The 22,086-nt window shown below is 70.3% G+C and carries 24 protein-coding genes, 1 tRNA gene and 1 pseudogene; 15 read left to right on the forward strand and 11 right to left on the reverse strand.

Annotation, left to right across the window (positions count from 1 at the left end):
- Window positions 1-135: 135 nt before the first annotated feature.
- On the forward strand, window positions 136-348 hold the full coding sequence (locus AAHF99_RS01600; protein ID WP_342162368.1) for a hypothetical protein: 213 nt from the start codon (window positions 136-138) through the stop codon (window positions 346-348).
- A 65-nt stretch (window positions 349-413) separates the two neighbouring features.
- The gene (locus tag AAHF99_RS01605; protein ID WP_342162369.1) at window positions 414-776 is read left to right on the forward strand and encodes a hypothetical protein; all 363 of its coding nucleotides are present in this window, start codon (window positions 414-416) and stop codon (window positions 774-776) included.
- Between the two features lie 19 nt (window positions 777-795).
- On the opposite strand, the gene AAHF99_RS01610 is transcribed toward AAHF99_RS01605, so the two are convergent.
- Both AAHF99_RS01610 and mtnA read right to left on the reverse strand, forming a co-directional pair.
- On the reverse strand, window positions 796-1,131 hold the full coding sequence (locus AAHF99_RS01610; protein ID WP_342162370.1) for a DUF3140 domain-containing protein: 336 nt from the start codon (window positions 1,129-1,131) through the stop codon (window positions 796-798).
- A gap of 84 nt (window positions 1,132-1,215) precedes the next feature.
- The gene (gene mtnA, locus AAHF99_RS01615; protein ID WP_342162371.1) at window positions 1,216-2,313 is read right to left on the reverse strand and encodes an S-methyl-5-thioribose-1-phosphate isomerase; all 1,098 of its coding nucleotides are present in this window, start codon (window positions 2,311-2,313) and stop codon (window positions 1,216-1,218) included.
- 154 nt (window positions 2,314-2,467) lie between these two features.
- On the opposite strand from mtnA, the gene AAHF99_RS01620 reads away from it, so the two are divergent.
- Together AAHF99_RS01620 and AAHF99_RS01625 are read left to right on the forward strand one after the other, a co-directional pair.
- Complete coding sequence (locus tag AAHF99_RS01620; RefSeq protein WP_342162372.1) at window positions 2,468-5,080, forward strand: DNA translocase FtsK; 2,613 nt, start codon at window positions 2,468-2,470, stop codon at window positions 5,078-5,080.
- 90 nt (window positions 5,081-5,170) lie between these two features.
- A complete protein-coding gene (locus AAHF99_RS01625) occupies window positions 5,171-5,653 on the forward strand; it encodes a hypothetical protein (RefSeq protein WP_243959464.1) in 483 nt (160 codons plus the stop codon).
- 6 nt (window positions 5,654-5,659) lie between these two features.
- Here the strand turns inward: AAHF99_RS01625 and AAHF99_RS01630 are convergent, their stop codons facing one another.
- The 4 genes from AAHF99_RS01630 to AAHF99_RS01645 form a co-directional block, all read right to left on the reverse strand.
- A complete protein-coding gene (locus AAHF99_RS01630; protein ID WP_342162373.1) occupies window positions 5,660-6,856 on the reverse strand; it encodes a pyridoxal phosphate-dependent aminotransferase in 1,197 nt (398 codons plus the stop codon).
- A 19-nt stretch (window positions 6,857-6,875) separates the two neighbouring features.
- Window positions 6,876-7,376, reverse strand: coding sequence for a hypothetical protein (locus tag AAHF99_RS01635; protein WP_342162374.1), 501 nt, complete (start codon window positions 7,374-7,376; stop codon window positions 6,876-6,878).
- Between the two features lie 397 nt (window positions 7,377-7,773).
- Window positions 7,774-7,858, reverse strand: a tRNA-Leu gene (locus tag AAHF99_RS01640).
- A gap of 128 nt (window positions 7,859-7,986) precedes the next feature.
- On the reverse strand, window positions 7,987-8,316 hold the full coding sequence (locus tag AAHF99_RS01645) for a FliM/FliN family flagellar motor switch protein (RefSeq protein ID WP_412759815.1): 330 nt from the start codon (window positions 8,314-8,316) through the stop codon (window positions 7,987-7,989).
- A 41-nt stretch (window positions 8,317-8,357) separates the two neighbouring features.
- On the opposite strand from AAHF99_RS01645, the gene lipB reads away from it, so the two are divergent.
- The gene (gene lipB / locus AAHF99_RS01650) at window positions 8,358-9,071 is read left to right on the forward strand and encodes a lipoyl(octanoyl) transferase LipB (protein WP_342162375.1); all 714 of its coding nucleotides are present in this window, start codon (window positions 8,358-8,360) and stop codon (window positions 9,069-9,071) included.
- A 10-nt stretch (window positions 9,072-9,081) separates the two neighbouring features.
- Here the strand turns inward: lipB and AAHF99_RS01655 are convergent, their stop codons facing one another.
- From AAHF99_RS01655 to AAHF99_RS01665, 3 genes are all read right to left on the reverse strand, one after another.
- Window positions 9,082-9,471, reverse strand: coding sequence for a type II toxin-antitoxin system VapC family toxin (locus AAHF99_RS01655; RefSeq protein WP_342162376.1), 390 nt, complete (start codon window positions 9,469-9,471; stop codon window positions 9,082-9,084).
- Between the two features lie 10 nt (window positions 9,472-9,481).
- Complete coding sequence (locus tag AAHF99_RS01660; RefSeq protein WP_342162377.1) at window positions 9,482-9,727, reverse strand: AbrB/MazE/SpoVT family DNA-binding domain-containing protein; 246 nt, start codon at window positions 9,725-9,727, stop codon at window positions 9,482-9,484.
- An 86-nt stretch (window positions 9,728-9,813) separates the two neighbouring features.
- Window positions 9,814-11,964 carry a carbohydrate porin gene (locus tag AAHF99_RS01665; RefSeq protein WP_342162378.1) on the reverse strand — a complete coding sequence of 717 codons (2,151 nt, stop codon included), beginning with the start codon at window positions 11,962-11,964 and terminating at the stop codon, window positions 9,814-9,816.
- 301 nt (window positions 11,965-12,265) lie between these two features.
- Between AAHF99_RS01665 and AAHF99_RS01670 the strand changes: the two genes are divergently transcribed.
- The 4 genes from AAHF99_RS01670 to AAHF99_RS01685 are packed head-to-tail and all read left to right on the forward strand — an operon-like array spanning window position 12,266 to window position 15,429.
- Window positions 12,266-12,823 carry an iron transporter gene (locus AAHF99_RS01670; protein WP_313898780.1) on the forward strand — a complete coding sequence of 186 codons (558 nt, stop codon included), beginning with the start codon at window positions 12,266-12,268 and terminating at the stop codon, window positions 12,821-12,823.
- A gap of 5 nt (window positions 12,824-12,828) precedes the next feature.
- Window positions 12,829-13,170 carry a cupredoxin domain-containing protein gene (locus tag AAHF99_RS01675; protein WP_342162380.1) on the forward strand — a complete coding sequence of 114 codons (342 nt, stop codon included), beginning with the start codon at window positions 12,829-12,831 and terminating at the stop codon, window positions 13,168-13,170.
- Complete coding sequence (locus tag AAHF99_RS01680; protein ID WP_342162381.1) at window positions 13,167-14,570, forward strand: 4Fe-4S binding protein; 1,404 nt, start codon at window positions 13,167-13,169, stop codon at window positions 14,568-14,570. The genes AAHF99_RS01675 and AAHF99_RS01680 overlap by 4 nt, the downstream gene beginning before the upstream one ends.
- 34 nt (window positions 14,571-14,604) lie before the next feature.
- Window positions 14,605-15,429 carry an FTR1 family iron permease gene (locus AAHF99_RS01685; protein WP_342162382.1) on the forward strand — a complete coding sequence of 275 codons (825 nt, stop codon included), beginning with the start codon at window positions 14,605-14,607 and terminating at the stop codon, window positions 15,427-15,429.
- A gap of 4 nt (window positions 15,430-15,433) precedes the next feature.
- On the opposite strand, the gene sseA is transcribed toward AAHF99_RS01685, so the two are convergent.
- Window positions 15,434-16,276, reverse strand: a complete 843-nt coding sequence (sseA, locus tag AAHF99_RS01690; protein WP_342162383.1) for a 3-mercaptopyruvate sulfurtransferase — start codon at window positions 16,274-16,276, stop codon at window positions 15,434-15,436.
- A gap of 50 nt (window positions 16,277-16,326) precedes the next feature.
- On the opposite strand from sseA, the gene AAHF99_RS01695 reads away from it, so the two are divergent.
- The 5 genes and pseudogenes from AAHF99_RS01695 to AAHF99_RS01715 form a co-directional block, all read left to right on the forward strand.
- Window positions 16,327-16,860, forward strand: coding sequence for a GcrA family cell cycle regulator (locus AAHF99_RS01695; RefSeq protein ID WP_342162384.1), 534 nt, complete (start codon window positions 16,327-16,329; stop codon window positions 16,858-16,860).
- Between the two features lie 61 nt (window positions 16,861-16,921).
- A complete protein-coding gene (locus AAHF99_RS01700; RefSeq protein WP_412759816.1) occupies window positions 16,922-17,524 on the forward strand; it encodes a nitroreductase family protein in 603 nt (200 codons plus the stop codon).
- 83 nt (window positions 17,525-17,607) lie between these two features.
- Entirely contained in the window at window positions 17,608-18,330 is a 723-nt protein-coding gene (locus tag AAHF99_RS01705) for an SHOCT domain-containing protein (protein WP_342162859.1), read from the forward strand.
- Between the two features lie 21 nt (window positions 18,331-18,351).
- Window positions 18,352-19,065: a hypothetical protein gene (locus tag AAHF99_RS01710; protein ID WP_342162386.1), complete on the forward strand. Its 714-nt coding sequence runs from the start codon at window positions 18,352-18,354 to the stop codon at window positions 19,063-19,065.
- 2 nt (window positions 19,066-19,067) lie between these two features.
- Window positions 19,068-19,241 (forward strand): annotated as a pseudogene (locus tag AAHF99_RS01715) (PIN-like domain-containing protein); the annotation flags it as partial.
- A gap of 211 nt (window positions 19,242-19,452) precedes the next feature.
- Here the strand turns inward: AAHF99_RS01715 and AAHF99_RS01720 are convergent.
- Window positions 19,453-20,481, reverse strand: a complete 1,029-nt coding sequence (locus tag AAHF99_RS01720) for a KpsF/GutQ family sugar-phosphate isomerase (protein WP_342162387.1) — start codon at window positions 20,479-20,481, stop codon at window positions 19,453-19,455.
- A 144-nt stretch (window positions 20,482-20,625) separates the two neighbouring features.
- Between AAHF99_RS01720 and AAHF99_RS01725 the strand changes: the two genes are divergently transcribed.
- The gene (locus tag AAHF99_RS01725; RefSeq protein WP_243959439.1) at window positions 20,626-22,059 is read left to right on the forward strand and encodes an FAD-linked oxidase C-terminal domain-containing protein; all 1,434 of its coding nucleotides are present in this window, start codon (window positions 20,626-20,628) and stop codon (window positions 22,057-22,059) included.
- The last annotated feature ends 27 nt before the right edge of the window (window positions 22,060-22,086 follow it).

Raw genomic sequence — 22,086 nt, forward strand, 5'->3', positions numbered from 1 at the left:
CCCCGCCACCGCATGTTGCCGCCGGGCGACACGGCTCGCCAAAGGGCTGTCTCGCCCGGCGGCGGCGCTTGTCAGGCGCCGTCCAGCTGCGCAGGGTCGGCGCGGGGGTGTCCCGTCCCGCGTCCCGAGAGCCGCATGCGCCGTCTGTCCACCATCGCCGCCCTGCTGCTCGCCGCCGCCGCCTCGGCCTGCGCGCCCAACCCGATCATCGCGCGGGATCCCGTGCCGGCCCCCGGCCCGACGGACGTCTATGCCTGCGATTCGCGTCCGCTGCCGCTGAACGCCTTCCGCTCGAATTGCCGCCCGGTGCCGACGACGCCGCCGGTGGTTCTCCAGTCCCGCGGCTGAGCCGGCGTTTGTCGGGGCCGGCGGATCTGCTACGGTTCCCGCCCAAGCCAGTGACGGAGCATCGCGTGAGTTCCTCGACCCTGCGCCGTGCGGTGACAGCCGCCGCCTTCCTCGCCCCGGCCCTCTGCGCCGGGGGCGCCTGGGCTCAGGAAGTCCCCGTGCCCGTGCGCCCGGAGGGCTTCGTGTTCACCGCGCCGGATGCGCCGAGCGTCCTCGACGGCACGATCCTCGGCCCGGTCGCCCCGGCGACCCGTCCCGACCTTGCCCGCCCCGCCGTGCCGGTGGCGCAGGTGATGAACGGCGGCGGCTTCGGCCTCACCGGCTTCGACTATTTCCACGACCAGTATTCCGAGGGGCTCCTCGGCCAGCGCAAGCGGCCGAAGGAATACGTGATCGCCCCGTCCTGGATCGTGCCGCCGCGCTACTGAGCGAGGGCGCGGGGCCGCCTCAATCCTTCTGCGGATCGTGGCCCCAGTTCATCAGGGACAGGCGCCACGCGGAATCCGGGTCCTTGCGCGCCTCGCCGCCCTGCTTGAGATGGCGGTGGACGTAGCCGACCACCTTCTTCATCGCGGCGTAATCGTCGTCGGTCAGGTCGGCCTTCTTCTTGTCCTTGATCTCCAGGATGCGCCGGCCCATCGCATGGCCGGTGGATTCGCCGCCGCCCTTCTTCTGGCCGACCTCCTTACTGTCTTCGCTGTCGAGATGCTTGCGCAGGGCCGCCGGGGTCATGTTGACCGCGTCCTTGAACTCGTCCCAGATCGCCGCGTGATCGTCCGACATTGGCCTGCCCTGTCCGCTGGAGAGTGAAATCCAGCGGGCAACGCCCGACGCCCGGAGCGGTCCCTGCGATGCGCCGCCGCAGGCTCAGGCGGCCTTGCGGCGCTCCGGGTAGAGGCCGAGCAGCCCCTCCGCGCTCGCCGCGCAGACGCCGCGCTCGGTGATGATGCCGGTCACGAGCCGGTTCGGCGTCACGTCGAAGGCCGGGTTGGCGACGGGGCTGCCGGGCGAGACCACCTGCACCGTGGCGAAGCGGCCATCCTCGGTGCGCCCGGTGAGATGCGTGACCTCGCGGGCGTCGCGCTCCTCGATCGGGATCTCGGCGACGCCGTCGCGCAAGGTCCAGTCGATCGTGGAGAAGGGCAGGGCGGCGTAGAACGGCACGTTGGTGTCCCGCGCCGCCAGGGCCTTCAGGTAGGTGCCGATCTTGTTGCACACGTCGCCCTCGGCCGTGGTGCGGTCGGACCCGACGATGCAGAGATCGACCTTCCCGTGCTGCATCAGGTGGCCGCCGGCATTGTCGGCGATCACCGTGTGCGGCACCCCGTGGCCGTGAAGCTCGAAGGCGGTGAGCGCCGCGCCCTGGTTGCGGGGGCGCGTCTCGTCCACCAGCACATGCACCGGGATGCCCCGTTCATGGGCGTCGTAGATCGGCGCGAGGGCGGTGCCCCAATCGACGGTGGCGAGCCAGCCGGCGTTGCAATGGGTCAGCACGGTGATCGGCCGGCCCTTGGCTTTGTGGAGATCGTCGATCAGCCGGCCGCCATGGGCGCCGATGGCGCGGCAGCTCGCCACGTCCTCCTCGGCGATCCGCCCGGCCTCGGCGAAGGAGCGGGCGAAGCGCTCGTGCGGCTCGATTTGGCGCAGGTTGGCGGAGACCCGGTCCAGCGCCCAGCGCAGGTTGATGGCGGTGGGGCGCGTGGCAGCGAGGGTGGCGCAGGCCCGCTCGATCCCCTCCAACGAGGGATCCTCGCGCAGGGCGAGCGCCAGCCCGTAGGCGGCGGTGACGCCGATGAGCGGCGCCCCGCGCACGATCATGGTGCGGATCGCCACCGCCGCGTCGTCCAGGGTGGCGAGGCGCTTCAGTTCGAAGGCGAAGGGCAGGCGCGTCTGGTCGATCACCTGGACGCTGAGGCCGTCCGGGTCGGCGAAGATGGTGCGATAGGAGCGGCCGTCGATCTTCATGCGAGGCATGTGCCACAACGGGACCGGCTTTGCACGCGCCCGAAGACGGGACCACGCGCTGCGTGTCCGCTCAAGCCTTCCTCAACCTTAGCCGGTCGTTAAGCCCTCTCTGCCAGCGTCTGGAACGAGTCCTTCGTTCTGCGTCCGGTCCCGCATGCGCTCGCTTCGCCGCCCTGCGTCGCCCTACGAGACCTTCGTCGATGGCTTTCGCCCGTTCATGGGCAAGCGCCTGACGGAGCTCGGCGGCCTTGTGCTCTTCACGGCCGCCGTCGCCATGACGGTGGCGCTGGCCACATGGTCGGTGGACGACCCGAGCCTCAACCATGCCACCGAGCACGCGGCCCACAACGTCCTCGGGCAGGTGGGGGCGGTGGTCTCGGACCTCGCCATGCAATTGCTCGGGCTCGGCTCGCTGGCCTTCGTCCTGCCGCCGGCCCTGTGGGGCGTGCGGCTGATGCGCGAGCGCGACCTGCCCGGCGGCGGAGCGCGCATCGCCCTCTGGATCATCGGCTTCTGCGCCGCCAGCGCGGTGGCGAGCGCCCTGCCGCCCACCGCCCGCTGGCCCCTGCCCACCGGCCTCGGCGGCGTGGCCGGCGACGGGTTGCTCCACATGGTCCGCCGCATCCTCGGCAGCATGTTCTCCGGCCTCGCGCCGCTCTCCGGCTTCGGCTTCGCGGCGGTGGCGATCGTCTGCCTCACGGGCGCCTGCCGCTTCGTGCCGGCGGAGGAGGAGAGCCCGGACGAGCCCTATCCTGTCCGCCGCCTGCCCGACCGGAACCGCGACGGCCGCGACGGCGACACCGACGAGCCCGGCCTCGGCCTCGTGGGCATCGGCGCCCTGGCGCAGGGGCTGATGCGTGCCCGCGCCTCCGTCGCGAACCGCGTCGAGGGCCTGCGCGCCGGCCGGGGCGACGAGATCGACAGCGCCTCCCCGGTGCTGGCGGCCAAGCGCGCCTTCTCCGATGGCGATGCCCCCTGGGCCGACCACATCCCCGAGGCCGAGCGCGGCGCGGCCAAGCGGCGCGAGCCGGTCTTCGATCCGGCCCCACGCGCCGAGCCCATCCTCCACGACGAATTGGACGAGGACGAGCCCGAGCCGGTGCCGGCCGCCCCCATGCCCGTGCCCACGGCGGCGCCCTCGCGGGTCGCCGCGCCCGTGGCGAGCCCGGCCCCCGCCCGGCGCCCGGCGCCGCAGCGCGAGCCGCACGATTATGAATTGCCGGCTCTCGACCTCCTGGCCGAGGCGCGCGGTCCTTCGCAGGCGAGCCTCGTCTCGGCCGATTCGCTGGAGCAGAACGCGACCCTGCTGGAGGCGACGCTGGGCGATTTCGGCGTGCGCGGCGACATCCTCGCCGTGCGCCCCGGCCCGGTCGTCACCCTGTACGAGTTGGAGCCGGCGCCCGGCACCAAATCGAGCCGCGTCATCGCGCTGGCCGACGACATCGCCCGCTCCATGTCGGCGGTCTCGGCCCGCGTCGCCGTGGTGCCCGGCCGGAACGCCATCGGCATCGAACTGCCGAATGCCCGGCGGGAAATGGTCTTCCTGCGCGAACTCCTTGCGTCGGAAGACTTCGTGGACACCAAGCACAAGCTCGCTTTGTGCCTCGGCAAGAACATCGGCGGCGAGCCGATCATCGCCGACCTCGCCCGCATGCCCCACCTGCTGGTGGCCGGCACCACCGGCTCGGGCAAGTCGGTCGCCATCAACACGATGATCCTGAGCTTGCTCTACCGGCTGAAGCCGGAGGAGTGCCGCCTCATCATGGTCGATCCGAAGATGCTGGAACTGTCGGTCTACGACGGCATCCCGCATCTCCTCTCCCCCGTCGTGACGGACCCGAAGAAGGCGGTGATCGCCCTTAAATGGGCCGTGCGCGAGATGGAGGAGCGCTACAAGAAGATGGCCAAGATCGCCGTGCGCAACATCGACGGCTACAATGCCCGCGTGGCCGAGGCCGCCGCCCGTGGCGAGGTCCTGACGCGCACCGTCCAGACGGGCTTCGACCGGCAGACGGGCGAGGCGGTCTACGAGGACGAGGAGATGGATCTCGCCCCGCTGCCCTACATCGTGATCGTCGTCGATGAGATGGCCGACCTGATGATGGTGGCGGGCAAGGACATCGAGGGCGCCATCCAGCGCCTCGCGCAGATGGCCCGTGCCGCCGGCATCCACCTGATCATGGCGACGCAGCGTCCGTCGGTCGATGTCATCACCGGCACGATCAAGGCGAACTTCCCGACCCGGATCTCCTTCCAGGTGACGAGCAAGATCGACTCGCGCACGATCCTCGGCGAGATGGGCGCGGAGCAACTGCTCGGCCAGGGCGACATGCTGTTCATGGCCGGCGGCGGGCGCACGACCCGCGTCCACGGGCCGTTCTGCTCGGACAACGAGGTCGAGAGCGTCGTGGCGCACCTGAAGCGCCAGGGCCGCCCGAGCTACCTCGACGCCGTCACGGCGGACGATGAGGAGCCGGCTTCCGAGAAGGGCGGCAAGGGCAAGGGCGGAGCGTCCGCCGACCTCGAGATCGACGGCGCGGTGTTCGATGCCGGCGCCTTCGGCGAGAGTGGGGGCGATCTGTACGACCAAGCGGTGCAGGTCGTGCTGCGCGACCAGAAGGCCTCGACCAGCTACATCCAGCGCCGGCTGCAGATCGGCTACAACCGCGCCGCCTCGCTGATGGAGCGCATGGAGATGGAAGGGCTCGTCGGTCCGGCCAACCATGCCGGCAAGCGCGAGATCCTCGTGGAGGGCGCGGCGGTCTGAAGGGCCGGGGCGCGTCGCCTCGGCCTCTTGCAGGGCGCCGCCCTGCACCCGCAAAAGGTCGCATGACCTTTTGAAACCGTGACGGGTCCGATGCGGCGGCTGCTCAAGTTCCTGCACACGATGGGATCCATCGGCCTCATGGGCGCCATGGCGGCGCTGCTCGTGATGTTCTCCGTCGCGCCGCCGCCGTCGCAATTGGCCGGCTATGCGCTGATCCGGGGGGCCATGGGCGCCGTCGCGACCTGGATCTTCCTGCCCTCCCTCGCCCTCGTGCTGATCGCCGGCCTGCTCGCCATGGCGATCCACCCCGTCTACCGGGGCGCGGGCTGGGCGTGGCTGAAGCTCGCCACGGGCGTGCTGATGTTCGAGGGCGGCTTCGTCTACATCCAGGGGCCGATGCAGCGCGAGGCGGGCATGAGCGCGGCGGCGCTCGCCGGAAAGCTCGATCCCCTGCTCCTCGGCGCCACCATCGGGCCGGAGCGCAACAGCCTCTGGGTGCTGCTGGCCGTCGCGACCGCCAACGTGGCGCTCGGCATCTGGCGCCCGAAGGTGCTGCGGCTTCCCGTGACCTGACGGGCCTCAGCGCCCGAGCAGGCCGGTGATCCGGCGCACGGCCTCCCGCGCCAGCTCCGGGCTAATCGCGTAGCAAAGCCGCACGAAGCCCTCGCCCTCGGGGCCGAAGGCGGTGCCGGGCGCCACGCCGACCTTCGCCTGCTCCAGCAAGCGAAGGGCGAAGGGCAGGCTCGGCTCGTCCTCCACGAGGCGGGCCATGAGGTAGAAGGCCCCCTCCGGCGGCGCGATGGACGCCCCCGGCAGGCGCGAGAGCCCGTCGATCAGGATGGCGCGGGCCTCGGCGCAGCGCTCCACCATGGTGCGGATGAAGCCGTCGCCCTCGTCCAGCGCCGTGACCGCCGCGTGCTGCACGAAGGTCGGGATCGAGGTCGTGTTGTATTGGCCGAGCTTGGCGAAGGTCTCGGCGAGCCCTTTCGGGAAGATCAGCCATCCGGCGCGCCAGCCGGTCATCGCCCAGTTCTTCGAGAAGGTGTTGGCGACGATCAGCCGGTCGTGCTCCGTGCAGATCTGTAGGAAGGACGGCGCGATCGGCCCGTCATAGGTGAAATGCGCGTAGACCTCGTCCGCGAGGATCCACAACCCGCGCTCGCGGGCGAGGTCGCGCAAGGCCACCATCTCGTCGGCCGGCATGATCCAGCCGGTGGGGTTCGAGGGCGAGTTCACCATGATGACCCGCGTGCGCGGGGTCAGCGCCGCCTCGATGTCCGCGAGCGGCAGGGAGAACCGGCCCTCCGCATCCACCCGGTACGGCACCGACACGGGCACGCCGCCCGTGACCCGCACCGCCTCGCCCAGATTCGGCCACGCGGGGGAGGGGATGATGATCTCGTCACCGGGCTCCAGCAGGGCCTGGGCGGCCTGCATCACCGCGTTCATGCCGCCCGCCGTCACGGCGAAGCGGTCGGGCGGGATCGCCACGCCCCAGTGGCGCGCGTGATAGGCGCCCAGCGCCTCGCGCAGGCGCGGCAGGCCGAGCGAGGTGGCGTAGCGCGTATGCCCCGCCTGCATCGCCCGGTGGGCGGCCTCCACGATGAAGGGCGGCGTCGGCAAATCGCCTTCGCCGATCCAGAGCTTCACCACGTCGGGATCGTCGCGCCCCCGGTCGGCCACGAGGCCGATCTGGCTCGTGCGGATGCCACGCACGCGGGGGGACAGGAGACCGGAGACGTCCACCGCCTCCGGACGAAGGGCCGGACGATCCATCTGTGGCGAATTCCGAGTGCTACCAGCAGGCGCGGGGCAGGCGGGCCTTCCAGCGCTGCCCGGCCGGCAGGGCGGCGCGCGCCGAACGCTCGTCGCGCGGCGACAGGCGCGGCGCGGCGGACAGGGGCTTCGGCGCGGCCACCGGCATGGGGGCGGGCGCGGCGGGCGCCTCGGCTACCACCACCGGGGCCGCCGGCCTCGGCGCGGCGGCGGCGCGAGGCTTCACCCGGCGCACGCGCGGCAGCGGCGCCTCGACGGCGAGCTCCACCTCCGGCTCGGCGGGCGCCGGCTCGGGGGCTTCCATGATGTTCGGGAGGATGCGCCGCTCGGCCGTGGGATGGGCCGGCGCCGGCGTCGTGACCGCCGCCCAGGGATCGAAGAGGGGGCGCGACGCGGCCTGGAGGGCCTGCTGCGATGGCGGGGCCGGCTGAACCCGCCTCGGGATCGCGACGGAACCGCCATCACGGGAAGAGCCACGGGATTCGACGATGAACGGACGCCGCACGCGAGGGTGGCGCATGGACAGGATAATCTCGATGAAAGAGGGTCAAGCCGCGCTTTCGCGGCGCGGAGCACCGCTCAAACGTCGTGGTGCCGAGACGAAGAGTGAAGAAGTGCTTTGATAAAATCAAGCCGTCCAACTCTCTCGGTCACACAATAAATCGATCTTCCGCTTTCGCCGCAGCCATACCAGCTATTCACCGTGTGCCAGCGTCTTCCTGCCTGGACCGGCATGATGATCAGGCTTGCTACACGCACCGGGTCACGCATGAGCGCACGGGAATGCTGTGCGTGCATGTGCGCGTCGAGGGGGGCTTCGAGAAAGGAGGGATCGGTCAGGAAAGGTTCGGTGGCTCTCGGCGCTGTCGCGCGCCGGTCTTCGCCAGATACGAGCACCACTGTTTCGGAAGAACAGTTGGTGCGGCCAAGAGGACTCGAACCTCCACCCCTCGCGGGACTAGCACCTCAAGCTAGCGCGTCTACCAATTCCGCCATGGCCGCATCGGACAGGTGGTAAAGTCTGTCCGGAAACACCGTCGTCCTGCGCCCCGTGGGGCGCCGTTTCGTCCGGCGCGGCAGGCGATAACAGATCGCTTCCGCGCCGACAAGCGAATGTTGCCCGCTTCCCGTCAGCCGCCCATCGGGTCGTCGAGGAACGGGGCCGCCCCGTCGCCGATGGTGACGGTCGGGTCGATGATCGCGGCTTCCTTGCGGATCAGCTCCGTCACCTCCACGGAGATGCGGTCGCCGGTGACGACGATCTGGCCGCGCGCGACGGGGTGGTCGTTGGCGAGGATCTCCACCATGTCGGAATCCGAGGCATCGAGGGCGATGACGGCGCCGCGCCCCATGCGCAGCAGCATGTGCAGCGGCATCTGCGCCCGGCCGAGCACGACGGTGAGATCGACCTTGAGGGTCTCGAACACGCCCACGCCCAAACCGACCTTGCCACCGTTCATCCGGAATGATTGTGAGACCATCCCTTCATGATGGTGAAGTCTTGGTAAACGCTGCCCGCCTCGCGGTCTCTCCGGCCGCCTTCCTGCCCGCTCCCGGCTCGCCCCCCGTCGCGTGGCGGGTGAGCGAAGGGCTCGTCGGCTACGAGGAGGCGGTCGCCTGGATGGAGGCGCGGGCCGCCGCCATCGCGGCGGGGCGGGCGGCGGAATGCGTCTGGCTGCTGGAGCACCCGCCGCTCTACACGGCGGGCACGTCGGCCCGGGCGGAGGATCTCGTCGCGCCGGAGCGTTTCCCGGTCTTCCCGAGCGGGCGGGGCGGGCAATACACCTATCACGGTCCCGGCCAGCGGGTGGCCTACGTGATGCTGGACCTCACCCGCCGCCGGGCCGACCTGCGGGCCTACGTAGCGAGCCTGGAGGCGTGGCTGATCGCGACCCTCGACGCCTTCAACGTCCGCGCCGAGCGGCGGGAGGACCGGGTCGGCGTCTGGGTGCGCCGGCCGGAGAAGGGCGCCACCGTCGAGGACAAGATCGCCGCCATCGGCATCCGGGTGCGCCGCTGGGTAAGCTTCCATGGCGTCAGCCTGAACGTGGAGCCGGACCTCACCCACTTCGCCGGCATCGTGCCCTGCGGCGTGCGCGAGCACGGCGTGACGAGCCTCGTGGATCTCGGCCACGTGGTGAGCATGGCGGAGGTCGACATGCAGTTGCGGGCGGCGTTCGAGGCGGTGTTCGGGGAAACGGTGGCGGAGGAGTGAGGGACGGTGCTCAGCGCACCAGTTCGATCCCCACCCCCGTCTCGGCCGGCAGGCGGGCCCAGGCCCTGTCGGCGGTCAGGGCCGTCGCCCCCCGCAGGCGCGCCGTGGCGAGGCAGGCCCGGTCGCCCAGGGACAGGCCGGCGGCGCGCGTCAGCGGGCGCAGGCGGGCGCTGTCCCGGGCATGAGCGGCCTCGAAGGGCAGGACCGTCAGCTGAAGGTCCTCGACGATCGCCTCGACCGTGGCGTCCGGCATGCCGAGGTCGCGGAGCTTCGCCAGCACTTCGGCGAAGTTGACGGCCGAGATCGCCCCGCCCGGAAGATGCGCCGCGACTTGGTCGGAGCCGGCCTCGTCGAAGATCGCGGCGAGCACGGCGGAGGCGTCGAGGACGGGGCTGGGCACCGTACCGTCCTCACTCCTCGCCGCTGTCGGCACGGCGCTCGGCGATGAACTCGTCCACGACCGAGCCCCTGCGGAACGGGGCGGCCAGTTCGCGCACGCGCCGTAGCGAATCCTCGGCGGTCGTCAGGTGGATCCCGTCTTCGTCCTGCATCAGGACGATCCGGCCGGCGCCGCTCAAGCCCAGGTCGCGCCGGATGTCGGCCGGGAGATTCATCCTCCCGTCCTCCGCCACCTGGATCGTCCGGCGTTGCGGCATCGTCGCCCTCGCAATGCGGATCGTCCGATCCGATTGGGTATGATGGCAGTCGAACCGCCGCCTGTCACTGCGACGGTGTTCCTTCGTCAAAAATCCGCGTGCAGCCGCGAGGCGAAGAAGTGCGCCGGGCCCCGGTCGCGGTTGTAGGCGGGGTTGTCGATGAACTGGTAGTCGAAGGTCAGCGTCACGAACTTCGTGAGGTTCAGGGCGTAATAGGTCTCGATCGCCCGCTCGGTGCCGTAGCGGAGCTGCCCGTCGCCGATCAGCAGGCCGTAATAGCCGTTGGCGAAGGCGGCGCGGTGCGAGGGCGAGAGGCCGTTCATGGCGGCGCCGAGGCCCACCGTGTCGTCCGGCCGGTCCCAGGCCTTGCCCTTCAGCGAGAGGCCGCCGGAAAAGCTCTGGTCAATGTCGGTGAAGGAGATGTTCTCCGTGCGCCCGTCGCCGACGCTGGCGCGGGCGAAGAGGCCGAGGTCCGGCGTCAGCGCCTGTTCGAGGTTGATGTAGCCGCCGCTCTTGCGGCGCGGCCGGCGGGTGGCCGCGGCGGCATCGTTGATGTCGCCGAAGGCGCCGAGCTGGGTGAGGGTGACGATGTCGCGGTAGTTGGCCGAGTTGCCCTCGTTCGAGAACAGGCCGATGCGCACCTTGCCCGGCTGGTCGAGGAACGGCAGCACGTGGCGCTCCTCGAACTCGATGTTGAGCCCGGCGCGCTCGAACACCCGGGGGTCGAGGACATCGCTGGAGGGTTGCTTCGGCACCTGCGTGTAGGCGGCCCGCACCGCGAATTCCGGCCGGTTGTATTCGGCGTAGAGCCCTTGCGTGAAGCCGGGGAGGTTGGCCGGGAAGTCCCAGGCCGAGGCGCCCCACAGGGACCAGTTGAAGAAGTCCACGCGCGGGTCGTGGGCGTAGACGTTGCCGTCGAAGAAGTCGCCCAGTGCGAACTTGCCGGCGATCAGGGTGATGCGCTCCGCATCGTAGCGGGTGGCCACCTGGTTCGGGCCGTCCGGCACCTCGACGGTCTCGCCGCCGAGCCCGATCGTCTGCTTGATGTAGTAGCGGTTGGAGCGCAGCTTCGGAAACGGCGCCCCGGCCTTCTGCGCCTCGCCGTTGACGAAGCCCGCGACGCCGAGCGTCCGCGACAGGCCGAAGCCCTGGCTGAATTCCGGGTTGTAATAGAGCTCCGTCCCCTCCGCGAGCTTCAGCCCGAGGAAGATCGTCGCCGTCGTGGTCTGGCGGGCCTGATGCGGGATCAGGCTCTGGTCGCCGAGATAGGGCGAGCGGAAGCCCGGCACCCCTTGCGCGATCAGCGTGGTCTGCCCGTGGAGCGAGAACCGCCCGGTGTCGCCGTTGTCGGGATCGTGCGGGGCGGTCTCGTCCGGGTCCGGCGGCACCGTCAGACCCCCAGGAAACCACATCAACCGCAGGAACATCTGGTTCGAGGTGAGGCTCGCCCGGCTCGTCACCGGCCCGAGCCCCGGCACCGCGCCCAGCGAGAAGCGCCCGCTCTCGCCGAGGTCGACGTAGCGGTAGTCAAGTCCGAGCGCGAGGGTGTCGGAGATGGCGTATTGCACCCCCGCGCCGAGGGTGAAGCCGACATAGCCGAGGTTGGCCTTCGCGGTGCCGACCGCGCCGGTGGCGAGATCGGGATAGGTGGCCAGCACCCGCGCATTCGCCCCGGCGAGGCCGAAGGTGGCGTAGACCAGATAGCGGTCGAAGCTGTAGCCGAGCCGCGCCCGCAGGGTGCCGTACACGTCCGTCTTGGCGCGGATCACGTCGAAGGCCGGGTCCACGCCCTGGTAGCCGAAGCCGGCGATGGTCGAGGGCACGGGACGCTTCAGGTTCGCCGCGTCGAGGGCGGCCTCGATCCCGTAGAGCCATGGCCCGTTCTGCCAGTTCCAGCCGGCATAGGCGCCGCCGACCGCCGTCGTGGCGTCGCGGCCCCGGTCGCTGCGGCCGGTGGAATCGCCGCTCTTGAAGGCCGGCACGCTGCGCCCGCCCACCGTCGAGGGTCCGAAGGAATAGGCGCCGTAGGAGCCGCTGGCGCTGCCCTCAAGGCCGAGATACGGGCCGGACCAATCGGTGTAGCGCGCTGCCGGGGGGAGGGGCGCCGCGAGGTCGGCGGCCAGCGCGGCGGCCGGACCCAGGACGGCGAGACCGGCAAGGGCAAAGGTCCGGCGCAGCCGCCCGGGCGTGGTCGTTGTCGCCGTGGTCCGGGATGCGCTCGCCCCCTGCTGGCCCATCACCTGTTCCCTTGAATATAGCAATTGCTATAATCGGTGTTCGTAGCTGTGCCGCGTGAGGTTCGCAAGGGGGGTGCCGCATCTCTGCGACGCTGCCGTGACGGTCCTGCACCATTGGGTGACGGCATGCCACAGGCCATCCCGAGCGGCTATTCTCGTCCCCATACCTTGTGAATATTCGAGGCCTTCCAACAAGCTCACCAGAACGTCTATGTCCACCGCTCTTATTTAGAACTGTTATGATTTGATTGTGGATGGGAGCTCTTTGAACTTCGCCTCATTCGGCTTATGTGGCGCAGCCATGCGTGCCCCCGCCCCGATCCGACTCGCCCTCGCCGTTCCGGCCCTGCTGCTCGCCGTCGCGACGGCCTCCGCCAAGGAGGTGCCGATCGGCCCGCATCTCACCAAGAACGGGCTCGAAGTGGCCGCCGTCTATCTCCAGCCCATCGAGATGGACCCGCCGGACATGATGCGTCCGGCCGCGCAATCGGACATCCACCTCGAAACGGATATCCGCGCCGCCAAGGACAACCGCAACGGTTTCGCCGAGGGCGATTTCGTGCCCGCGCTCGAGGTTCGGTTCACCCTGGTGAAACTCGATGGGGACAAGCCCACCGATCAGAAGGTCGAGGGCGCACTGATGCCGATGGTGGCCAACGATGGCCCCCATTACGGCGACAACGTCAAGCTGTTCGGGCCGGGCCGCTACCGGATCACCGTCACCGTCGCGCCGCCCGGCAAGCACAGCCATTTCGGCCGCCACGTCGACAAGGAGACCGGCGTCGGCCCGTGGTTCGAAGCCTTCGACATGACCCAGGACTTCACCTTCGCCGGCACCGGCAAGAAGGGGGCCTACTGACAAGGATGGGGACTTCCGTGATCCGGCCTCTCACCCTCGCGGCCCTTCTCCTGCTCTCTTCGGGGGCTTCGGCGCGCGCCGACGACATGCCGGTGATCAAGGTGGAGATGCGCGACGGGGTGATCCTGCCCGCCATCATCGAGGTGCCGGCCAACACCCGCTTCAAGCTGGAGATCTCGAACACCGGGCAGTCGCCGGTCGAGTTCGAGAGCCTGGAATTGAAGCGCGAGAAGGCGCTCGCCGCCGGCTCGACCTCCTCCATCGTGTTCCGCACCATCGAGGCGGGCAGCTACGACGTGTTCGACGATTTCCACCCGGACGCGAAGGCCAAGCTGGTGGCCAAGTGACGGCGGGCGCGGGTGGATTCAGAGCCGGCGACCTCGACGCCGGAATCGCCCGCCTCGGCGATTGGCTGCGCGCCCATGCCGGCGCGATCCGCGCGGTGCAATGGGCCGTGGTGGCCTTTTACGTGTTCCTCGTAGCGGTGCCGGCCTTCCTGCCGCTACCCGACAACACGCAGCACATCTGGTCCAACCTGACGCTGGCCGCCCAGTTCGCCTTCTGGGGCATCTGGTGGCCCTTCGTGCTGGTGAGCATGGTGCTCGTCGGCCGGGTCTGGTGCGGCGTGTTCTGCCCCGAGGGCGCCCTGTCCGAGGCCGCGAGCCGGTGGAGCCGGGGCTATGCCGTGCCGCGCTGGATCACATGGAGCGGCTGGCCGTTCATCGCCTTCGCCGGCACCACGGTCTACGGGCAGATGACCAGCGTCTACGGCTATCCGAAGCCGGCGCTCGCCGTGCTCGGGGGCTCGACGCTGGCGGCCATCGTCGTCGGCCTGCTCTACGGCCGTAACAAGCGGGTCTGGTGCCGCTACCTCTGTCCGGTGAACGGCGTGTTTGCGGTGCTGTCGAAGCTCGCCCCCCTGAGCTTCCAGGTCGATCGCGGCGTTTGGGCCGCCTCGCCCAAGCCGGCCCAGGGCACGGCGAGCTTCAACTGCGCGCCGCTGGTGCCGGTGAAGGCCATGCGCGGGGCCGGGGCCTGCCACATGTGCGGGCGCTGCTCCGGCCATCGCGGCGCGGTGCGCCTCGCCCTGCGCTCGCCCAATGACGAGATCGTCCATGTGGCGGGCGACGAGCCCTCCTGGGAGCAGACGAGCCTGATCCTGTTCGGGATGCTGGGGCTGGCGGTCGGCGCGTTCCAATGGTCGTCGAGCCCGTATTTCCTCGACATGAAGCAGGCGGCGGCGACCTGGCTGATCGAGCACGGTACGACCTGGCCGCTCGAAGCCTCCGCGCCGTGGTTCGTGCTGACGAACTATCCCGACAAGAACGACGTCATGACGCTCCTCGATGGGGCGATCCTGCTGGTCTATATCGGCGCCGCGACCCTGGTGCTCGGCCTCGGCCTGTCGGCCCTCGTGGCGCTCGCCGCGCGGATGCTCGGGCCGTTCTCCCTGCGGCGCTTCCACCATCTCACGCAGACGCTGATTCCCATCGCGGGCTGCGGCGTCTTCCTCGGCCTCTCGGCGCTCACGATCACCTTCCTGCGCGGGGACGGGATCGTCGTGCCCTACGTGGCCGAGATCCGGGCGGCGCTGCTGACCGGGGCGGCCTTGTGGAGCGCGTGGCTCGCGTGGCGGGTCGCGGGCCTCTCGGCCGGGGGCTTCCGGCGGGCGCTCGCCTGCGCCTGCATCGCCGGGGCGGCGGCGGTCTCCGTCGCCAACTGGGTGCTGCTGTTCTGGGTCTGGTAGCGCGGGTCCCGCGCATCTTCAGGGATTACGCATCATGATCGGTGCCTTCGTCATCGCCTTCCGCGAGGTCATCGAGGCGGGCCTCATCATCTCCATCGTGCTCGCGGCGACGCGGGGCATTCCCGGCCGGATGCGCTGGGTGCTGCTCGGCGTGGCGGGGGGCCTCGGCGGCGCGGCCCTGGTCGCGCTGTTCGCGGAGCGGATCTCCGACGCCTTCGAGGGCAGCGGGCAGGACATCCTCAACGCGGCTGTGCTGATCGTCGCGGTGCTGCTGCTGATCTGGCACAACACCTGGATGAGCAAGCACGGCCGCGAAATGGCGGGCGAATTGCGCGCGGCGGGCGAGGCGGTCCGCAGCGGCCAGCGCGAGGCGGCGGCGCTCGCCATCGTCGTCGGCGCGGCGATCCTGCGCGAGGGCGCGGAGCTGGTGCTGTTCCTCTACGGCCTCGTGGCCTCGGGCACCTCGGGGGCGGACATCCAGTTCGGCGCGCTGGCCGGCGTCGGCGCGGGTGTGCTGCTCTCGGCGGTGAGCTATCTCGGGCTCGCCTCGATCCCGGCGCGCTACGTCTTCTCGGTCACGAGCGTGCTCATCACCTTCCTGGCGGCGGGCCTCGCCTCGCAGGCGGCGCAGTTCCTGGCCAATGCCGGCGTGATCGACATCCTCGGCCACACGGTGTGGAACAGCTCCGCGATCATCGCCGAGAACTCGTGGACGGGCCGCGTGCTGCACGCCCTCGTCGGCTACACCGACCGCCCGACCGCCCTGCAACTCGCCGTCTACATCGCCACCATCGTGGTGATGGTGGTGCTGATGCAGTGGGTCGCTGCCGACAAGCGCCGGGCGGTGCGGACGGCCTGACGCCTCAGCCCTTCTCCACCGGGCGCTGCGGGTCGGCGCCCCATTCGGACCACGAGCCGTCGTAGAGGCTGCGGGCCGGGTGGCCCATCGTCTCCAGGGCGAGGCTGATGATCGCCGCCGTCACGCCCGAGCCGCAGGTGGTCATCACCGGCCGGCGCGGATCCACGCCGGCGGCGGCGAAGACCTCCGCCAGCTCTTCCGGGCTCTTCATCCGGCCGTCGCGCTGCAGGGCGGCGTAGTGCAGGTTCTTCGCCCCCGGCATGTGGCCGGGGCGCACGCCGGGGCGCGGCTCCTCCTCCTCGCCCCGGAAGCGCGTGGCGGAGCGGGCATCGACCACCTGGGCCGCGCCACTCTCCAGGGCGCGGGCGATGTCCGATCCGTCGGCCACGGCGCCATGGTCGAGGCGGGCGGTGAAGTGCCGTCGCTCGCGCGGCTGGCCCTCGCCCTCCTCGGTCGGGTAGCCGGCGGCGGTCCAGGCGGGCAGGCCGCCGTCGAGGACGAGCGCGTCGCGCATCCCGAAGGTCTTGAGCATCCACCAAACGCGTGGGGCCGAGAACAGGCCCATCCCGTCATAGACCACCACCTGCTGCCCGTCGCCAATGCCGAGCGCCCGCATCCGCGAGGCGAAGACCTCCGGCCGGGGCAGCATGTGCGGCAGGGGCGATTCGGTGTCGCTCATCGCGTCGAGGTCGAAGCGGATGGCGCCGGGGATGTGGGCCGCGCGGTATTCCGCCTCCGGGTCGCGGCCGGCGGCCGGGAGATACCAGGAGGCGTCGAGCACCACGATGTCCGGCGCCGACAATCGCTCGAACAGCCAGGCCGGCGGGACGAGGGGCGGGTGCGTCATGGTCGCTCCGTCTGAATCAACGGCGCGAATGAACCACAGGGCGGCGGCGGATGCACGGGGGGCCGTGGCGGCCGGCATCGCGACGGTCGAAATCCGTCACGCCCCGGCGATCAGCTACGCATCCGTCACTGTGGTCAATTGCGTGCAGTGCATCACGCACTTGTTTTCAAGGCTCTGGACCCCAGCTACGACAGTACCATGACAGCTCTGCGCCGGTCGCGAACCGGCTTTACGCGGGTTTTAGGGTACCACGCTGCCGTCAGCGGGTGTCCCACCCCGCGCGGCGGCAGGGCGTTTCAACTCCGCACTTGAAGGAGGCGACCCGGGCGGTCGCCGTCAGGACACGACCGATGAACCAACTCGTCCGCATGTCGCAGATCGGGGACGCCGAGACCGTCAAGGAGCCGTCGGCGGACCTTCGGGTGCCGTTCGCCCAGTCGGGCGCCTTCGTGTGCAAGTACATCATCGGCGAGCCGAGCGATCAGGCGATCTGCTGTGGCGCGCCCGTGCAGGACGGCAAGAGCTGGTGCGCGTTCCACCGCCGCATCGTGTTCGAGCCGGCGCGCCCCGGCCGCATCCGCTGACCGCAGCGCAGCGATTGCCTCGCGGGGCATCCCTCGGGCATGGTCGGCCATCACTTCGGAGATGCCGACCTTGACCGAGCCCCGCACGCCCGACCACGCGATCGACCCCCTCTTCATCGAGCGGCACTCGCCCCGGGCCTTCACCGGAGAGGCGGTGCCGGAATCCGAGCTGATGCGGATGATCGAGGCGGCCCGCTGGTCGCCCTCGGGCTACAATTCCCAGCCCTGGCGCTTCCTCTACGCCCTGCGCGGCGACGCCCACTGGCAGACCTTCTTCGACCTCCTCGTGCCCGGCAACCAGAAATGGGTGGCGGACACGGGAGCGATCCTCTTCCTCGTCTCGAACGCCCGGATGCGGGTGGGGGACGAACTGAAGCCCTCCTACAGCCATTCCTTCGATACCGGCACGGCCTCGCTCGCCTTCCAGCTCCAGGCGGTTCGCCAGGGCTGGCACGCCCACGGCATGACCGGGTTCGACCATGCCCGCGCGCCGGAGGTGCTGCGCCTGCCGGAGCATCACCGGATCGAGGCGGCCTTCGCCGTGGGCCGCAAGACGGCGCCCGCCGACCTCACCGTGGAGCAGCGCCCCCGCGAGGCGCCGAACGGTCGCCGGCCGATCACCGATTTCGTGATCGCCGGGGCCTTTCCCGCCGACGCCGGCTGAGCGAGGCTTCCCGGTCCTGCGGGGCCGGTCTCGTGTCTGTTCTGTCCTTCCTCAAGAACCTACTGGGTGCGGCCATGGCGCGGATGGGCGAGACCGAATCGGCCTCGGAGACGGGCTTCATCGACGGGGGCGGGGTCGATCACGTCACCGGCCTGCAGACGATCGCGGACCGGCACGGGGTGAGCCTCGACGCGGTGCGTCACCTCGTGCAGGCGCTGGAGCGCGGCCATGGCCGGATGGCGCAGTTCGACCATCCGGATCTCGGCGGTATGGGCCAGTGGAGCGCGGGCGGCATGACCATGGTCGGCCGCATGTTCGACGATGGCCTGCGGGCGCGGGTGGCCGCGCTCTGCACCGAACTCGCCGCCACCCTGCCGGCGGAGGGCTTCGCGACGCGAGCCTCCCCGGAGACGTGGTGGCCGGGCGATCTCGGACACCCGTCCGCGACGGGCTCGCAGAACGGGATGCGCTACGCCTATTTCCCGACGAGCCGGCGGCTCGCGGTGGAGGAGGCCTCTGGCGTCGCCGTGTACGATACGGGGGAGCACGCCATCTCGGGCGTCTCGCAGGCGAACGGCCTGCTGCGCTTCACCGGGTCGGCGGGGCCCATCGCCCTCGACACGCTGACACGCATCGGAGCGGAGGCCCCGGAGCCGAAGCCCGCGACACCGGAGCCGCAAGCCGTGCAGGGCTCCGGCGGCGACATCCTCGCCACGATCGAGCGGCTGGCGGATCTCCACGCCCGCGGCGTCCTCACGGCGGAGGAGTTCCAGGCCAAGAAGGCGGAGTTGCTGGCGCGGCTCTGATTGCTAGGATATCTGCCCGAGATGTCACCGCGTTCGGTCATTGCGGCCCAGGAGGCCCCCGCGCTTGGGATCGGTTACTACACCGTCCCCGAGGCGGCGCGTCTCATTCGCATGCCGGCGCGGAGCATCAACCGCTGGCTCGGTGGATATGCCTACAGGTCCGGTGGGAAGCCCCGGCGGATGCCGCCCCTGTGGACGCCCGAACTGCCCGCGAACGACGACGGACTTGAACTCGGCTTCCGCGACCTCATCGAGTTGCGCTTCATCCAGGCCTTCGTACGCGAGAACGTGGACCTCCGGGTGATTCGCGCCTGTCTCGAAGGGGCGCGGGAGGCCGTGGACGACCCGCGCCCCTTCTCGACCAGACGCTTCAAGACGGACGGACGGACGATCTTCCTCGAAAGCCTGAAAGCCGACGGGGCCAGCGAGATGCTCGATCTCAAGCGGGGTCAGTACGTCATCAAGGCCGTGCTGGAGCAGACGTTTCGCGACCTCGACCTCGACGGCGACGTGGTGAGCCGGTGGCGGCCCTATCAGGGCAAGGACACGATCGTCATCGATCCGAAGCGCGCCTTCGGCCAGCCCATCGCGGCGGAGGCCGGCGTGCCGACCGTGGCCCTGGCCGATGCTGTGAAGGCGGAAGGGTCGATCGAGCGCGTCGCGCGCCTCTACGAGGTCCCAGTTGCCGTCGTCCGCGACGCCATGCGGTTCGAAGAGTCCCTGCACGCCGCGTGAAGGTGATCGTCGACGAGAACCTGTCGCCTGCCCTCGCCCGGGCCCTCCAAGCCCTGTTCGCCGAGCAGCACGAGATCACCCACATCCGTACCCGTTTCGGGCCGGGCGTCACCGACCTTCAGTGGATCTCTACGCTGAGCCGCGAGGGGCGGTGGGTTGTGTTGTCGGGGGATCGCCGCATCCGGCGCAACAAAGCCGAGTTCAGCGCCTTCCGCGCCTCCCGGCTTCTTCCTGTCTGCCGGCCTCACGAAGGCGCCTCTGGTGAAGCAGGCCGAACGCATCCTCGCCCTCTGGAGCGGCATCGAGGCTTTCGCGGACCGGGCGCAGCCCGGCTCCATGTTCGAATTGCCGATGACGAGTACCCGGATCGGGACGCTCTGACGCCCCTCAGGCGATGCCGGCGCGGAGCAGGTCGTGGATGTGCAGGATGCCGACCGGTCGACCGTCCGCCACGGCGAAGACCGCCGTGATGAGGCGGCGGTTCATCAGTTCGAGGGCCGCATGGGCGAGCTTGTGCGGCTCGAGGGTGATCGGGTCGCGGGTCATCACCCGGTGGACCGGCGTCGCGAGGATCGCCGGGCCCATGTGGCGGCGCAGGTCGCCGTCCGTGACGATGCCCACGAGCCGCCCGTCCGGGCCGGTGACGCCGACGCAGCCGTAGCGGCGGGCGGCCATCTCGATCAGCACCTCGGACATCAGCGCGTCCTCGTGCACCAGGGGCATCTCGGAGCCCCCGTGCATCAGGTGCTGCACCGTCTTCAGGCGGGCGGCGAGGGTGCCGCCGGGATGGAGCGTGTGGAACCGCGCCGAGGTGAAGCCGCGCCGCTCCAGCAGCGTCACCGCGAGAGCGTCGCCCAGGGCGAGCTGGATTAGGCTCGACGAGGTCGGGGCGAGATCGTGCGGGCAGGATTCGCGCACGCGCGGCAGTTCGAGCACCACGTCGGCTGCCTTGCCGAGCGTGCTCGCGGCATTGCGCGTCACCGCGATGAGCGGAATGGAGTAGCGCCGGGAGAAGCCGACGAGATCGGAGAGTTCCGCCGTCTCGCCCGACCATGACAGGGCGAGGATCACGTCGTCGCGGGCGATCATGCCGAGGTCGCCGTGGCTCGCCTCGGTCGGGTGGACGAAGAAGGCATGGGTGCCGGTGGAGGCGAGCGTCGCCGCGAGCTTGCGCCCGACATGGCCGCTCTTGCCGATGCCGCTCACGATCACCCGGCCCCCGGTGCCGAGGATCAGGTCCACCGCGCGCTCGAAGGCTTCGCCCAGCGCGCCGTCGAAGGCGGCGGTCACCTCCTGGAGGGCGTTGATGCCGAGGGAGAGGCTGCGCAGCCCGAGTTCGCGCGCGCCCTCCGCGTCGCGGGCGACGGCGGGGTCGAAGGCTTCGTCGAAGAGGGCGGGCGCGGCCGAGGGCGTCATGGCGTTCCGGTTCGGTTCGGTCGCAGCGAGGCTTAAGGTCGCCCCATGGCCGGATTGTGACCCGGCTACCACCGTTGCCGGAGCCCCCGGCGGGGGTGCATGATGCGGCCCACGCCAGACCACCTCGCGCACCGAGGGACCACCATGACCATTCGCTTCCCCGAGCCCGACCCCGCCATCCTCGCGCGGCGGGACGAGATCGTCGCCGGCCTCGCGCCCCTCGTCGCCCCCGAGGCGCTGATCACCTCCGAGGACGAGCGCCGCGCCTTCGAGACGGACGGGCTCACCGCCTATCGCCAGATGCCGCTCGCCGTGGTGCTGCCCTCGACCACCGAGGAGGTGTCGAAGGTGATGGCCTATTGCCACGCCAACGGCGTGCGGGTCGTGCCGCGCGGGGCGGGTACCTCCCTCGCGGGCGGGGCCATCGCGCAAGGGGATGCGATCATCCTCGGCACCGCCAAGATGACGAAGATCCTCGACATCGACTTCGCCGACCGGCTCGCCCGGGTGCAGAGCGGAATCACCAACCTCGCCATCTCGGGGGCGGTGTCGCACGAGGGGTTCTTCTACGCCCCCGACCCGTCGAGCCAGCTCGCCTGCACCATCGCGGGCAACATCGCCATGAATTCCGGCGGCGCTCATTGCCTGAAATACGGCGTGACGACCAACAACCTCATGGGCGTCACCCTGGTGATGAACGACGGCACCGTGGTCGAACTGGGCGGCGACCATCTCGACGCGGCGGGCTACGATCTCCTCGGCCTCGTCTGCGGCTCCGAGGGGCAGCTCGGCATCGTCACCGAGGCGACCGTGCGCATCCTGCGCGCCGCCGAGGGGGCGCGGCCGGTCCTCGTCGGCTTCTCGAAGGTGGAGGATGCGGGGGATTGCGTCGCCGCGATCATCGCCGCCGGCATCATCCCCGTGGCCATCGAGTACATGGACCGCAACGCGATCCTCATCACCGAGGATTTCGCCAAGGCCGGTTATCCCCGCGACGCCGAGGCCATGCTCATCATCGAGGTCGAGGGCTCGCAGGCGGAGTGCGACGCGATGCTCGCGCGGATCGAGGCCATCGCCGCTGACTTCCGGCCGACCAGCATCCGCGTCTCCCGCTCCGAGGCGGAATCGGCCGCCATCTGGAAGGGCCGCAAATCGGCCTTCGGCGCGACGGGCCGCATCTCCGACTACATCTGCATGGACGGCACTATCCCCACCGGGCAGCTCGGGCCGGTGCTGGAGCGGATCGAGGCGATCTGCGCGGGCCACGGCCTGCGGGTCGCCAACGTGTTCCACGCCGGCGACGGCAACCTGCACCCGCTGATCCTGTTCGACATCAACACGCCCGGCGAATTGCAGAAGGCCGAGGCGGCGGGGGACGAGATCCTGAAGCTCTGCGTCGAGGTCGGCGGCTGCCTCACGGGCGAGCACGGCGTCGGCATCGAGAAGCGCGACCTGATGCGCTTCCAGTACACGCAGGAGGATCTGGAGCAGCAGATGCGGGTGAAGGGGGTGTTCGATCCCGACTGGATGATGAACCCCGCCAAGGTGTTCCCCCTGGACGGGCGCATCGCCGCCTGAGACGGCCCGAGCCGACCCAAGGCGGCG

The organism is Methylobacterium litchii (assembly GCF_038442315.1).
Classification (GTDB): domain Bacteria; phylum Pseudomonadota; class Alphaproteobacteria; order Rhizobiales; family Beijerinckiaceae; genus Methylobacterium; species Methylobacterium litchii.